At 70.6% G+C, this 12,872-nt stretch carries 11 protein-coding genes; all 11 read right to left on the bottom strand.

Annotated features, from left to right (window positions below; genetic code table 11):
- Nucleotides 1-127 precede the first annotated feature (127 nt).
- Entirely contained in the window at nucleotides 128-523 is a 396-nt protein-coding gene (locus tag LWC35_RS39660; protein WP_269804985.1) for a CmcJ/NvfI family oxidoreductase, read from the bottom strand.
- Between the two features lie 122 nt (nucleotides 524-645).
- Nucleotides 646-903 (bottom strand): MFS transporter, encoded by a 258-nt coding sequence (locus tag LWC35_RS28790; RefSeq protein ID WP_232873413.1) that lies wholly within the window; start codon nucleotides 901-903, stop codon nucleotides 646-648.
- 9 nt (nucleotides 904-912) lie between these two features.
- Entirely contained in the window at nucleotides 913-1,845 is a 933-nt protein-coding gene (locus LWC35_RS28785) for an MFS transporter (protein WP_232873412.1), read from the bottom strand.
- Between the two features lie 17 nt (nucleotides 1,846-1,862).
- Entirely contained in the window at nucleotides 1,863-3,149 is a 1,287-nt protein-coding gene (locus LWC35_RS28780; protein WP_232873411.1) for an NtaA/DmoA family FMN-dependent monooxygenase, read from the bottom strand.
- A 12-nt stretch (nucleotides 3,150-3,161) separates the two neighbouring features.
- The gene (locus LWC35_RS28775; RefSeq protein ID WP_232873431.1) at nucleotides 3,162-4,466 is read right to left on the bottom strand and encodes an NtaA/DmoA family FMN-dependent monooxygenase; all 1,305 of its coding nucleotides are present in this window, start codon (nucleotides 4,464-4,466) and stop codon (nucleotides 3,162-3,164) included.
- Entirely contained in the window at nucleotides 4,466-5,923 is a 1,458-nt protein-coding gene (locus tag LWC35_RS28770; protein ID WP_232873410.1) for an MFS transporter, read from the bottom strand. Before LWC35_RS28770 ends, LWC35_RS28775 begins: the two co-directional genes overlap by 1 nt.
- Nucleotides 5,923-7,212 (bottom strand): NtaA/DmoA family FMN-dependent monooxygenase, encoded by a 1,290-nt coding sequence (locus tag LWC35_RS28765; protein ID WP_232873409.1) that lies wholly within the window; start codon nucleotides 7,210-7,212, stop codon nucleotides 5,923-5,925. The genes LWC35_RS28770 and LWC35_RS28765 overlap by 1 nt, the downstream gene beginning before the upstream one ends.
- Entirely contained in the window at nucleotides 7,212-8,522 is a 1,311-nt protein-coding gene (locus LWC35_RS28760; RefSeq protein ID WP_232873408.1) for an NtaA/DmoA family FMN-dependent monooxygenase, read from the bottom strand. Before LWC35_RS28760 ends, LWC35_RS28765 begins: the two co-directional genes overlap by 1 nt.
- A 14-nt stretch (nucleotides 8,523-8,536) precedes the next feature.
- The gene (locus LWC35_RS28755; RefSeq protein WP_232873407.1) at nucleotides 8,537-9,853 is read right to left on the bottom strand and encodes an NtaA/DmoA family FMN-dependent monooxygenase; all 1,317 of its coding nucleotides are present in this window, start codon (nucleotides 9,851-9,853) and stop codon (nucleotides 8,537-8,539) included.
- Nucleotides 9,853-11,160: an NtaA/DmoA family FMN-dependent monooxygenase gene (locus tag LWC35_RS28750; RefSeq protein WP_232873406.1), complete on the bottom strand. Its 1,308-nt coding sequence runs from the start codon at nucleotides 11,158-11,160 to the stop codon at nucleotides 9,853-9,855. Before LWC35_RS28750 ends, LWC35_RS28755 begins: the two co-directional genes overlap by 1 nt.
- A complete protein-coding gene (locus tag LWC35_RS28745) occupies nucleotides 11,157-12,839 on the bottom strand; it encodes an ABC transporter substrate-binding protein (protein WP_232873405.1) in 1,683 nt (560 codons plus the stop codon). Before LWC35_RS28745 ends, LWC35_RS28750 begins: the two co-directional genes overlap by 4 nt.
- Nucleotides 12,840-12,872 lie beyond the last annotated feature (33 nt).

Genomic DNA, 12,872 nt, shown 5'->3' with positions numbered 1-12,872 from the left:
GAGTCTGCGCGATACCCGCGGCGCGTCCAACGTCGTCGGCGGGTGGCCATCGAGACGCCGTGTTAGTTGCACGATTTCTGCTGGATCACCGGTTCGGCATAGAGGCCCGCCGAGATCGCCGGTTCAGTCAGCCGAAGAAGGCAACTGTGCGTGCCTCGACGCTGGCACGCGGTGCTGCGTCCGGTCGTGAGGTCGGGTCGTCGATTGCGCTGTACGCCACCGGGAATGGGACGGAGGGGTCGGTGTCCCAGAGCCGGAAGAGCAGGGCCTCGTCGGGCTGCATGTCCGGGAAGTAGTACCAGCGCTGCTTCGGGTCATACATCAGGTTCAATCCGACGAACGGCTGCGGCTCGTCGGGGCGCTCGTGGATCGGGACGGACATGTACTCGTCCAGGCCGACTGTGCGGGCGTCGGTGACCGCGAGAGCCCCCCTTGATCCGTGCGCCGCCCAGGACCCGTCGGTAGCATCCGCGTTTGCAGGCTGGAAGGCCGCGACAGGTGCCCGACCCGAGCGCCGCGCCATTGGCGGCTCCGGCGGGCGGCGGCCGAGGCGAGGGATACGCTCAGTGTGTGGGTCGCCTCCCGGGGGGCCTCACCCGCGGCGACGCCGCCGCCCGCCGCTGAGCGCGCCCGGGCGGCGAGCTGTCAACGGGCCCGCCGCGGACGACCTGCGACGGCGACGGCGGCGCTGAGGACGGAGACCGCCGCCGCGAGGACGAAGGCGGCGGAGTACGTGGACGCCTCGGCCATGGCGCCGCTGGCGAGCGGTCCCACGACCCCCGCGACGTCGAAGGCGATCTGGTACCACGCGATGGGCGGGCCGCTGCGCCCGTCGAGCACGTCACCGAGCAGGGCCCCGCCCGCGACGGCGCCGAGCGAGCCCGCGACGCCCGAGAGGACCATCGCCACGAGTTAGCCCGCCGTGGTCTCGTCGACCGCCAGTAGTAGGGCCGACGCGCCGGCCGCGAGGCCGCCGAGCACCAGCGGGCCGCGCCGGCTCCAGGAGTCGGTGAGCCGCCCGCTCACGGGCGCGACCAGGACCTGCGTCGTCCCCGCCAGCAGCAGCCCGAGGCCGGTCCACACGGGCCCGAGTCCGAGGACCGCGGCCACGAACAGCGGGATCACGGTGAACCGCAGCCCGTTGCCGACCCAGGCGTTGGCGAACTGGGTGAGCACGGCGACGCGGAACCGGCGGTCGGCCCACGCCTCGCGCAGGCTCATCGACATGCTTGCGGCGTCGCCGTCCTCCGGCGTCGAGGCACGCCGGGCGCGCCCGAGCAGCACGGCCGCGAGCACCCCGCCCAGCAGGAGCAGACCGCCGTAGACCAGCAGAGGCGCCAGCGACACCCCCGCGATCACACCGCCGACGAGCGGACCCGCGAGCCCGCCGGCCAGGAACCCGCCGTGGAACACGGCGGTGGCGCGCCCGCGGGCCCCCGCGGGTGCCACCCGGTAGAGCAGCGTCTGGCCCGCGACCGAGGTGACGACGGTCGCGGCACCACCCAGCGCGCGCCACATCAGCAGACCGGTGAACGACCCGGCCATGCCAGCCAGCAGGCTGGTGACGGCCGTGACCGCCATCGGCACCGCCATCACCGGCGCCGGGCTGGCCCGAGCCGCGAGCCGGGACGCCGGCGGAGCGGCGACGATGCGTGCGAGTGCGTAGGCGCTGACGACGCCGGACGCCGCCAGGTCGCTCACGTCGAACGCGGCCGCGAGCAGCGGGATCACCGGGGCGGCGATCCCGTAGCCCAGGCCGATGCAGACGTTCACCCCCGCGAGGACGACGACGGCGACCGGGACGGGGGTGCGGTCCCCGGCCGCCGTGCGTTCGCCGGAGCTCATGTCGCGGTGCTCATCGCTCAGAACTCACGAAGCGTCTCGCGCAGGGTCCCACCGCCGTACTCGCTCCGGGTGAGCCCCCGCCGCTGCAGCGCGGGCACCAGGCCCTCGGTGATCTCGTCGACGAACCGCCGGGTGATGCTGCCCGTGATCAGGAAGCCGTCCCCACCGACCTCCTCCATGACCTCGCCCATCTCCGCCGCGACGGAGTCCGGCGTGCCCACGAACTTCACGTTCTTCATCGACCAGCCCAGCGCCGCCTCGCGCGGGGTGCGCCCGGCGCGCATGAAGTCGGCGAGCGTGGTCCGGTGGCCGTTCGTCGTGAGGTCGCCGAACTCCTCGTCGAGCCCGAACTGCGACAGGTCGTTCTCGGTCAGCGCCGAGATGTGCCCCAGGCTGGACTTGATCCGGGCGTCGATCCCGGCGAGCATCCGCTCCTTCTTGCCCTCTGCGAGCTCCCGGGTCTCGGCGAGCACCGGCTGGGTGATGAACATGATCTTCAGCTCGTCGGGGTCGCGGCCGTACGCGCCCATCCGGGCGCGGATGTCGTCCCGGAACGCCTTCATCGCCGCCACCGAGTGCGTCTCGGCGCTGAGCAGGGTGTCGGCGTACCGGGCGGCGAAGTCGCGACCCTTGGGCGAGCCGCCGGCCTGGCAGAGGACCGGATGCCGTTGCGGGGAGGCGACCATGTTCATCGGCCCCCGGGAGCGATGGAACCGGCCCTCGAAGTCGATCGTGTGCACCTTGGTGTGGTCCACGTAGGTCTGTGTCTCGGGGTCCATGACCAGCGCGTCCGGCTCCCAGGAGTCCCAGAGCCGTCGCGCGACCTCCACGAACTCGCCCGCGACCTCGTAGCGCAGGTCGTGCTCGGGCAGCTCGTCCATGCCGTAGTTCTGCGCGGCGCGGTCCTCGCTGGAGGTGACCATGTTCCAGCCGATTCGCCCGCCCGACAGGTGGTCGAGCGTCTGGAACCGTCGGGCAAGCAGCCACGGTGGGTAGAAGGTCGTCGAGCAGGTGGCGATGATGCCGATGTTCCGCGTGGCGTCCGTGAGCACCGGCGCGAGCATCGTGGGGTCGTGCTTCGGCGCGTAGAGCCCGTACTTGAGGTCCACACGGGACGAGCCCTCGTAGGCGTCGGACACCATCGAGGAGTCCTCGAGCATCACGTAGTCGAAGCACGCGCGCTCCAGCGAGCGGGCGAACTCGACGTGCGCCTCGCCGGTCGGCCAGTCGGCGCCCTCGGTGCTCGACCACTGCGCGGACCAGGGCGGGTTGGAGAAGTTGCAGAACCATCCGAGGTGGAACATCGGGTTGCCCTTTCAGAAGGCCAGCAGGTTGTCGCGGAGCAGCCGGTGCTCGTACCGGTCGCGGGTCAGGCCCCGGCGCTGCAGCTCCGGCACCAGCCCGTCGCAGATCTCGGTGACGTAGCGACGGGTGAGCTGCCCGGAGCCGCTGTAGATCAGGAAGCCGTCCCCGCCCACTTCCGCCATGACCTCGCCCATCTGCGTGGCGACGGCGTCCGGGGTGCCCACCAACTCCAGCGACTCGGTCTGGTCGGCCACCGCGGCCTCGCGCAGGGTCTTGCCCCGGGCGCGGTCGAGGAAGGTCTGCAGGATGCTCTGGCTGCCGTTCGACGACGCGGCGGCGATCGCGGGCAGCGGCTCGTCGAGCGGGAAGCGGGAGAGGTCGAGGTCGCCGCCGGACATCAGCAGCAGCCGCTTCTCCAGCCGCTCGGACTCCTGCGCGTACAGCCGCTCCTTGCGCGCGACGGCCTCGTCGTGGGTCTCGGCGACGATCGGCGAGACGATGGAGAAGACCTTCACCGCGCTCGGGTCCCGCCCCGCGTCCGCGGCCAGCCGGCTGATGTCGGCGCGGTAGGTCTTCATGGCGTCGATCCCCTTCGGGATCGCGACGATCGCGTCCGCGTGCCGCGCGGCGAACGCCCGCCCGACGGGAGAGCCGCCGGCCTGCAGCATCACCGGCCGGCCCTGCGGTCCGGGCAGGGTGTTGAGTGGCCCCCGGCTGGCGAAGTACTTCCCGCGGAAGTCGACCCGATGGACCTTCTCGTGGTCGATGTAGGTGTTGGTGTCGTGGTCGACGAGCAGTGCGTCCGGCTCCCACGAGTCCCACAGCTGCTCGACGAGCGTGGCGAACTCCTCCGCGATCGCATACCGCTCGTCGTGCGGGGGCAGGTCCTCCATGCCGAAGTTCTGCGCCGCCGCCGATCCCGCCGAGGTGACGACGTTCCAGCCGGCCCGCCCGTTCGTCAGGTGGTCCAGCGTGGACATCATCCGGGCCAGCAGGTAGGGCGGGTAGAAGGACGTCGAGCAGGTCGCCACGATGCCCAGTCCGCGGGTCACGTGGGCGAGCAGCGGGACCAGCGGGACGGGGTCGTGCTTGGGGGCCCGGACCATCTGCCGCAGCTCGGCCTCGAACGTGCCGCCGTAGGTGTCGGGCAGCGCGGTGGAGTCCTCCAGCATCATGAAGTCGAAGCCGGCGCGGTCGAGCTGGCGGGCCATGTCGAGGTAGAAGTCCCCGTTGGCCCAGCTCCGCCCGGCGTCGCCCGCCCACGGCTTGTTCCAGGCGGGGGGCATGTAGTTGGTGAACCAGCCGAGATGGAACATCACGTCTCCTCCTCCGGATGAGGGGTCCGGCCGCGCAGCGCCGAGATGCACACGGCGACCAGCGACAGCACCGCCAGCGCACCGATGGTGAGCGGGAAGGCGTGGGCAAACGCGGCGAGGTCCGCCGGGCCGAACCCGTCCGTCGCCCCGGCCAGCGCGTCCGACCGCAGCGCGTGCGGCAGGCCCGAGGTGATGAGCACCAGGGCGATCGCCGAGCCGAGCAGCGCCGCCGAGTTGTCGATCATCACGCGGAAGCCGTTGGCCATCCCGCGCTCCCACGGCCGCACCCCGATGTTGATCACCGAGGCGTTCGTCGTCTGGAAGATGCCGTTCCCGAGACCCATCACGAACATCGCCCCGGCCACCGCGGGCCCGCCGCCGCCCAGGGCGGACACCGTCGCCAGCAACGCCGCGCCGGCGACCGCGACGAACGCGCCCGCCGTCGCCAGGACGCGGGCCTCCGTGCGCGCGGCCCACCGCCCCGCGAGCGGCCCGACGACGATGTTGCCGCAGGCCTGGGCGGTGATGCACAGACCGGCCGACAACGCCGTCAGCCCGTGCAGGCTCTGCAGGTACAACGACACCAGCAGCGGCCCGGCGGACAGGCCGAGGTTGAGCAGCGCGGTGGTGGCGTAGGCGGAGCCGCGGAAGCGGACCAGGACCAGCCGCAGGTCGAGGATCGGGTTCGGCACCCGCCGCTCGATCGCGACGAACGACGCCACCCCCAGCACCGCGGCCGCCAGCGGGATCAGGAAGGTGACCGAGCCGACGCCGTCGCCCACCCGGTTCACCGCCAGCACGATCCCGCCCACCCCGACGACGGAGGCGAGGATGCCCCCGACGTCGGGTTGGATCCGGCCCTGGGTGATCGGCCGGGTGCGCCGCAAGGCGACCGCCGACCACACGGTGCCCGCGAGGGCGAGCGGTACGGACAGCGCGAACACCCCGCGCCACCCGAACGCCTCGGTGAGCAGGCCGCCGAGCAGCGGCCCCAGCGCCACCGCCGTGGACATGATCGTGATGTTCCAGCCGATGCCGCGGGAGACGTGGCTCGGCGGGAAGGCGTCGACGAGCAGGGCGGTGGTGTTGGTGATCACCGCCGCCGCCCCGACGCCCTGCACCGCCCGGAGCGCGATCACCGGCTCCGGGGCGGTGCAGAAACAGATCGCCAGGGTGGACGCCGTGACCAGGGCCAGGCCGCCGACGTACATCGTGCGCCGGCCGAGCACGTCGGACAGGCGCCCGAGCGGAAGCATGAGCACGGCCGTGACGAGCTGGTAGGCCAGCACGAACCAGTCCGCCTGCGCGGAGCCCGCCCGCAGGTCGCCGACCATGTGCGGCAACGCCAGCGGGACCATGCTGACGCTGGAGAAGGTGACCCACATGCCGAGGCCGGTCACCGAGAGGACCCGCCACGCGTACCGGAGCTCCGCCGGCGGGGACTGCGTGAGGGCCATCAGAACTCGAGCAGGTTCTCGCGCAGCGTCGAGCCGGCGTACCCGTCCCGGGCCAGCCCGCGGCGGCGCAGCGCCGCGCCGAGCCCGTCGGCGATCTCGCTGACGTAGCGGCGGTGCAGGGAACCGGAGATGAGGAACCCGTCCCCGCCGACCTCCTGCATGATCTCGTCCATCTGCCCGGCCACCGTGTCCGGTGTGCCGACCAGGTCGACGGACTTGCGGGTGTCCGAGGTGACGAACTCCCGCAGCGTCTTGCCGGCCGCGAGCTTCTTGAACAGCGCGAGCGAGCTCTGCGTCGCGTTGGTCTCGATGTCCGGGAACGGGGCGTCGAGGTCGTACTTCGCGAAGTCCTCCCCCGTCGCGTAGGACAGCGACGCCAGGTTGCTCTCGACCGCCCCGGCCATCGCGAGCCGACCCCGCTCGGCCCGGTCCTGCGCCTCGGCGTCCGTCTCGCCCAGCACCGGCGTGACGATGAACAGGACCTTGCACTCCTTCGGGTCCCGGCCCGCCGCGATCATGTGCTCGCTGACCTCGTCCCGGTACGCCTTCATGTCCTCGACGCCGTTGACCTGCGCGATGATGGTGTCCACGTTCTTCGCCCCGAACGCCCGGCCGGCGTTCGAGCCACCCGCCTGGCACAGCGCCGGGCGGCCCTGGGGCGGCCGGGTGGTGTTCAGCGGGCCGCGGCTGCGGTAGAACTCACCCTCGAAGTCGACGGGGTGCACCTTGGACCCGTCCGCGAACATCCCGCGCTCCTCGTCGAGCACCACCGCGTCGGCGTCCCAGGAGTCCCAGAGCTTGCGCACCAGGTCGATCCACTCGTCCGCCATCCGGTAGCGCTCGTCGTGGTCGAACAGGGCGTCGTGCCCGAAGTTCTGCGCGGTCCGGTGGTTGTGGCTGGTCACGAGGTTGAGCCCGAACCGGCCGTCGGTGAGGTGGTCGATCGTCGCCGCGCTGCGGGCCGCCATGAACGGCGGATGGAAGGACGTCGTGACCGTGGCGAAGAAGCCGATGTTCTTCGTGTGCTCCCCCAGAATCGGGATCAGCGGGAGCGGGTCCTGCTTGGGCACCGACCGGGCCGCCTTGAGCCACCAGTCGTGGTTGCCGCCGTAGGAGTCCGGCACGAACGAGCCGTCCTCGAACATCATGTAGTCGAAGCCGGCCCGCTCCAGCGAGCGCGCCGCGTCGATGTAGAGCTGCGGCTTGTTCCACTCCCGGCCGCCCTCGCCGGACCACATCTGGTTCCAGGACTGCACCTGGAAGGACAAGAACCATCCGAGGTGCAGCATCAGAAGGCCAGGAGGTTGTCGCGGAGCAGCTGGTGCTCGAACCCGTCGCGGATCAGGCCGCGTCGGCGCAGGGCCGGGGACAGGCCGTCGGTGATCTCGGCGACGTAGCGGCGGTGCATCGGAGTGCCGACGATCAGGAACCCGTCGCCACCGACCTCCTGCATGATCTCGTCCATCTGCGCCGCGACGGTGGCGGGCGTGCCGCAGAGGTGGACCGCGTCCGTGGCGCTGTGCGCGAGGATCCGCTCGCGCAGCGTCTGGGTGCCGTCGCCCTTGAAGTTGGCGAAGCTGCTGCGGTGGCCGTTGGAGATCAGGTCGTCCGGCAGCGGCTCGTCCAGCGGGAACTGCGAGAGGTCGATGCTCGCCAGGTGCGAGCGGCCCGCCAGCAGTCCCTCAATGTTGGACTCCTTGGCCCGCTCCCGACGGGCGAGCTTCTCCTCGGCCTCGGCGTCCGTCTCGCCCAGCACCGGGGAGACCAGGTACATCACCTTGATCGAGTCCGGGTCCCGGCCGTGCTCGACGGCACGCCGCCGGATGTCCTCACGGTAGGCCTTCATCTTCTCGACGCCCGGCGGGTTGGCGATGATCGCCTCGACGTACTTCGCCGCCAGGTCCTTGCCCTTGTCCGACCCGCCCGCCTGCAGGAACACCGGCCTGCCCTGCGGGGACGGCGTGGTGTTGAGCGGGCCGCGTGAGGAGTAGAACTTGCCCTCGAAATCGAGGGTGTGGACCTTGGTGTGGTCGGCGTAGATCCCGTTCTCGACGTCCGCGAGCACGGCGTCGGGCTCCCACGAGTCCCACAGCTTGCAGGCCAGCTCGACGAACTCGTCCGCCATCTCGTAGCGCAGGTCGTGCTCGGGCATGTCGAACCCGAAGTTCTTCGCCGCGTAGGTGCTGGAGCCGGTGACGATGTTCCAGCCGATCCGGCCCTTCGACACGTGGTCCAGGGTGGATATCATCCGGGCCACGGTGAACGGGTGGTAGAAGGTCGTGGTCAGCGTGGCCACGATGCCGACCTTGTCCGTGAACTGGGACAGGATCCCCGCGAGCACCGCCGGGTCCTGCTTGGGCGCCGCGCTCGCCGTCCGGAGGTAGTACTCGCTGGAGTTCTGGTAGGCGTTCGGGATCTGGACCGAGTCCTCCATCATCAGGAAGTCGAACCCGCCGCGCTCGATCGACCGGGCGAGGTCGATGTACTGGTCCGGCATCATCCAGTCCGTGGCGCCGGTGCCGGCCCACTCCTGGTTCCAGGCCTGCACGCCGAACCCGTTGCCCAGGAACCAGCCCAGGTGGAACATCCGCGCACTCATCGTCGTGCTCCTTCTCAGAACTCTCGCAGGTGATCCCGCAGGTGGGCCCCGGCGTACTCGGTGCGGACCAGGCCGCGCCGCTGCAGCTCGGGGACCAGGCCGTCGGTGATCTCGTGCACGTAGCGGCGGTTGGTGGTGCCGCCCATGATCAGGAAGCCGTCGCCCCCGACGAACTCCATCGCCTCCTGCAGGACGTCGGCCGCGGTCGCCGGGCTGCCGACGACCTCGATCGACTCGGTGCGGTAGGCGGTGAACGCCTCGCGCAGGGTCCGTCCCGCCGCGAACTTGCGGAAGGTCGACAGAGTGCTCTGGTGGCCGTTGGTCGACGCGTCGTCGGGCAGCGGCTCGTCGAGGTCGAACCGCGAGAAGTCGATCTCCATCGTGGCCGACCAGTTCACCATCTGGGCCTTGATCTTGGCCTCGGCGTTCGCGTTCATCAGGGCCTGCAGCTCGCGGGCCTCCTCGTCGGTGTCGGCGAGGATCGGCGAGACGATGAACATGACCTTGATGTCGTCCGGGTCGCGGCCCGCCTCCACGGCGAGCTCGCGGATGTCGTCCCGGTAGCGCTTCATGTCCGCGAGCCCCTTGGGCAGCGCGAGGAGCACGTCCGCGTTGGCGGCGGCGAACGCCTTCCCCGCCGGCGAGCCGCCGGCCTGGCAGATCACCGGGTGCCCCTGCGGCGGGCGCATGAGGTTGAGCGGTCCGCGGCTGCGGTGCCACCGGCCCTCGAAGTGGATCGGGCGCACCTTCGTGTGGTCGACGTAGGTGTTCGTCTCCTCGTCCATGACGAGGGCGCCGTCCTCCCACGAGTCCCACAGCTGCTTGACCAGGTCGACGTACTCGGCGGCCCGCTCGTACCGCTCGTCGTGCGGGGGCAGCGCGTCCATGCCGAAGTTCTGCGCCGCCCGGTTCTCGCTGGAGGTCACGCAGTTCCAGCCGAACCGGCCGCCGGAGAGGTGGTCGATCGTGGCCGACGTGCGGGCCAGCAGCCACGGCGGCACGAAGGTCGACGACATCGTCGCGATCACGCCGATCCGCGTCGTCTCGCTGAGCAGCATCGACGCGAGCAGCGCCGGGTCGCCCTTCGGCGCGTAGCCGCCCTGGGCGAGCGAGGCCTCCGCGGTGCCCGCGTAGGTGTCGGACACCATCAGCGAGTCCTCGAGCATGAGGAAGTCGAACCGCGCCCGCTCCAGGGCCTGCAGGAAGTCGACGTGCGAGTCGCCGTTCATCCACTCGCGGTCCTCGGGACCGGCCCACGGCCCACGCCAGTCGTGCGGGGTGAAGCTCTTGAACCAGGCCAGGTGGAACCGGGGGTCGACAGCGGTGGTCATCAGAACTCCAGCAGGTTGTCGCGGAAGTGCTCGTGGCCGTACCCGGTCCGCATCAGCCCGCGCTTCTGCAGCGCCGGCACCAGGCCGTCCGCGATCTCGCCGATGTAGCGGCGGTTGTGCGGCTGGTTCCAGATGAGGAACCCGTCCCCGCCGACCTCCTGCATGGCCTCGTCCATCTGCGCCGCGACCTCGTCCGGCGTGCCGATGAGCTCCATGGACTCGGTGCGGTAGGCCACGCAGGCCTCGCGCAACGTGCGGCCGTTCGCCCACTTGCGGAAGTTGGCGAGCGTGCTCTGGTGACCGTTGGTCTGCACGTCGTCGGGCAGCGGCTTGTCGAGGTCGAACCTCGAGAAGTCGATCTCCATGCTGCCCGACCAGCCGATCAGCTGGCCCTCGGGGTGCTGCCGCACCGCCTCGTCCTTGGCCGCCTTGCGGTCCAGCGCGTGCTGGTGGGTCTCCCCCAGGATCGGCGAGACCACGAACATGACCTTCGTCCGGTCGGGGTCCCGGCCCTCGGCCGCCACCCGCATCCGGATGTCGTCCCGGTACTCCTTCATCGCCGGGACGCCCTTGGGCAGCGCCATGACCATGTCGGCGTAGCGGGAGGCAAACTGGCGGCCCGCCGGGCTGCCGCCGGCCTGGGTCAGCACCGGCCGGCCCTGCGGCGGGCGCAGCGTGTTCAGCGGGCCGCGGGACTTGTAGTACTTGCCGACGAAGTCGATCGGCCGGACCTTGGTGTGGTCCACGTAGACCCCGCGCTCGCGGTCCATGACCAGCGCGTCCGCGTCCCAGGAGTCCCAGAGCTGGGTCACCAGGTCCACGAACTCGTCCGCGCGGGCGTAGCGCTCGTCGTGCGGGGGCAGGGCGTCCATGCCGAAGTTCTTGGCCGCCAGGTCCTCCGACGACGTCACGATGTTCCAGCCGATCCGGCCGCGGGACATGTGGTCCAGCGTCGCGACGGAGCGGGCCAGCATCCACGGCGGGTAGAACGACGTCGACATGGTCACCGAGATGCCGATCCGTTCGGTCGCCCGGGCCAGGATCGGGGCCAGCGCCACCGGGTCCCCCTTGGGCGCCCAGCCGCCGCGCTTGAGGGTGGCCTCGGAGCTGCCGCCGTAGACGTCGGACACCATCGAGGAGTCCTCGAAGAGGATGAAGTCGAAGCAGGCCCGCTCCAGTGTGCGGACCTTGTCCACGTAGAACTTCCCGTCCATCCAGCGGGCGGCGTCGGTGCCGTCCCAGCCGGTGGTCCAGGTCGTCGGGATGAAGCTGCCGAACCACCCGAGGTGGAACATGTCTGCGCTCATGAGTTCTGCTCGCCTCCGGCGGTGATGGCCGCGTAGTCGATGCGGCGGTCGGTGCGCTGCGCGTAGCCGTGGACGTCGGCACGCAGGGAGTAGGGCGACATGACCCGGGCGACGAAGATGTTGGCGGCGCTATCCGCCAGCATTCCCTCGGCCTTGCTCCACAGCGGGCCGGCTTCGGGGCCGATGGCGTCGGTGGAGGCGAGCCCCTGCTTCATGACCTGGGCGAAGGCGTCGTAGTCCGGGCCGGACCAGAACGAGAGGTTGCTGCCGCCGCCGGGCTGGGTCACCAGCTGGAGCTCGTACGGCGGGGACATGGTGACCGCGGACCCGGTGCCCATGTTCGCCTGCAGCCGGCCCGCGAGCCCGTCGGAGAACAGCTGCGCCGCGGGGACCTGGTTGATCTTCACATCGAAGCCGGCGTCCTTCGCCGCCGAGGCGAGCACGACGGCCGAGTCCTGGACCGACGGCGACGCGTTGCTGACCGTGAGCGTGAACGACACCGGCGTCGTGATCCCCGCCTGGGCCAGCAGCGCCTTCGCCCTGGCCGGGTCGTAGGTGTACTTCGGCAGGGTCGACTCGTCGTAGTAGGGCTGCTTGTCGTCGAGGAGGTGCTGGTAGGCGTAGGCGCGGCCGTGGTAGACGTCCTTGACGATCTGGTCGTAGGGCACCGCGTAGGCCAGGGCCTGCCGCACCGTCCGGTTGTCGAACGGCGCCTGCTTCGTGTTCAGCGTGATCGAGTGGTAGAGGTTCGACGACGCCGTCGGGGTGAACACGTCCGGATTGGACGCGAGGTCGGCCTGGTCGGACGGGCGCAGGTCCAGCGCGACGTCGGCGTCACCGCGGACGAGCATGTTCGCCCGGGTGGCCGCGTCGGGCACCACCCGGCGGATCATCGTCTTGATCGGCAGCGGCCCGAACACGTAGTTCGGGTTGGCCGTCATCACGATCTCCTGGTTCGGCGTGACGCTCTGCAGCATGTAGGGCCCGAACCCGGAGTTGCCGTTCATCATGCTCGAGACGCCCCACTGGATGGCGTAGGGGTCGTCGGCGGTGGCGTGCTGCTTGAGGTAGGTGCTGTCGTAGATCGACCCGATGTTCTCGGCCAGGTTGCCCAGCAGCGTGAAGCCGTAGCCGGGCTGGTCGATCGTGAAGGTCACCGTGTACTTGTCCACGGCCACGACCTGCTTGTCGATGTCGGTCAGCATCGGGGCGTAGTAGCCCGGCATGCCGCCGCCCTTCGACGAGAACTTCCGCTCGAAGGACCAGACGACGTCGTCGGCGGTCAGCTCGTTGCCCTGCTGGCTCTTCAGGCCCTGGCGGAGGTGGAAGGTGAACACCTTGCCGTCCGGGCTGACGTCGTAGCTCTGCGCCAGGAACGGCTCGAAGTGGTAGAGGTCCTGGACCTGCACGTTCGCGCCCTCCTCCGCGATGTACGGCTTGCGGATGAGCTGGGCGTGGATGCTGTTGGTCACCTCCTGGTTGTCGGTGCCGTTGGTGAAGCCGTAGTCGCGCACGACATTCGACGCCTGGTCGCCGGTGACCACGACGATCGTGTCGCGCGCGGCGCCGCTGCCGGAGGCGGAGTCGCCGGTGTCGGCACAGGCGGTGGCGACCAGGCCGAGAGCGACGACGGCGACGGCGGCACGGGCGAGTCGGCGCAGGCGGGGTGGAGCGGGCATGGGGGTTCCTCGGGGTGTGCGGGGATGGAGTCC

This window comes from Pseudonocardia kujensis (assembly GCF_021283305.1).
In the GTDB taxonomy this organism is placed as follows: domain Bacteria; phylum Actinomycetota; class Actinomycetes; order Mycobacteriales; family Pseudonocardiaceae; genus Pseudonocardia; species Pseudonocardia kujensis.
Note: the sequence above shows the minus strand (reverse complement) of the source record. Positions and strands in the feature narration are given on the sequence as shown.

What these genes read in the sequence shown, in the direction of transcription:
- LWC35_RS39660 (WP_269804985.1), bottom strand. Translation starts at nt 523, where the DNA reads ATGGCGCGGCGCTCGGGTCGGGCACCTGTCGCGGCCTTCCAGCCTGCA.
- LWC35_RS28790 (WP_232873413.1), bottom strand. Translation starts at nt 903, where the DNA reads ATGGTCCTCTCGGGCGTCGCGGGCTCGCTCGGCGCCGTCGCGGGCGGG.
- LWC35_RS28785 (WP_232873412.1), bottom strand. Translation starts at nt 1,845, where the DNA reads ATGAGCTCCGGCGAACGCACGGCGGCCGGGGACCGCACCCCCGTCCCG.
- LWC35_RS28780 (WP_232873411.1), bottom strand. Translation starts at nt 3,149, where the DNA reads ATGTTCCACCTCGGATGGTTCTGCAACTTCTCCAACCCGCCCTGGTCC.
- LWC35_RS28775 (WP_232873431.1), bottom strand. Translation starts at nt 4,466, where the DNA reads ATGTTCCATCTCGGCTGGTTCACCAACTACATGCCCCCCGCCTGGAAC.
- LWC35_RS28770 (WP_232873410.1), bottom strand. Translation starts at nt 5,923, where the DNA reads ATGGCCCTCACGCAGTCCCCGCCGGCGGAGCTCCGGTACGCGTGGCGG.
- LWC35_RS28765 (WP_232873409.1), bottom strand. Translation starts at nt 7,212, where the DNA reads ATGCTGCACCTCGGATGGTTCTTGTCCTTCCAGGTGCAGTCCTGGAAC.
- LWC35_RS28760 (WP_232873408.1), bottom strand. Translation starts at nt 8,522, where the DNA reads ATGAGTGCGCGGATGTTCCACCTGGGCTGGTTCCTGGGCAACGGGTTC.
- LWC35_RS28755 (WP_232873407.1), bottom strand. Translation starts at nt 9,853, where the DNA reads ATGACCACCGCTGTCGACCCCCGGTTCCACCTGGCCTGGTTCAAGAGC.
- LWC35_RS28750 (WP_232873406.1), bottom strand. Translation starts at nt 11,160, where the DNA reads ATGAGCGCAGACATGTTCCACCTCGGGTGGTTCGGCAGCTTCATCCCG.
- LWC35_RS28745 (WP_232873405.1), bottom strand. Translation starts at nt 12,839, where the DNA reads ATGCCCGCTCCACCCCGCCTGCGCCGACTCGCCCGTGCCGCCGTCGCC.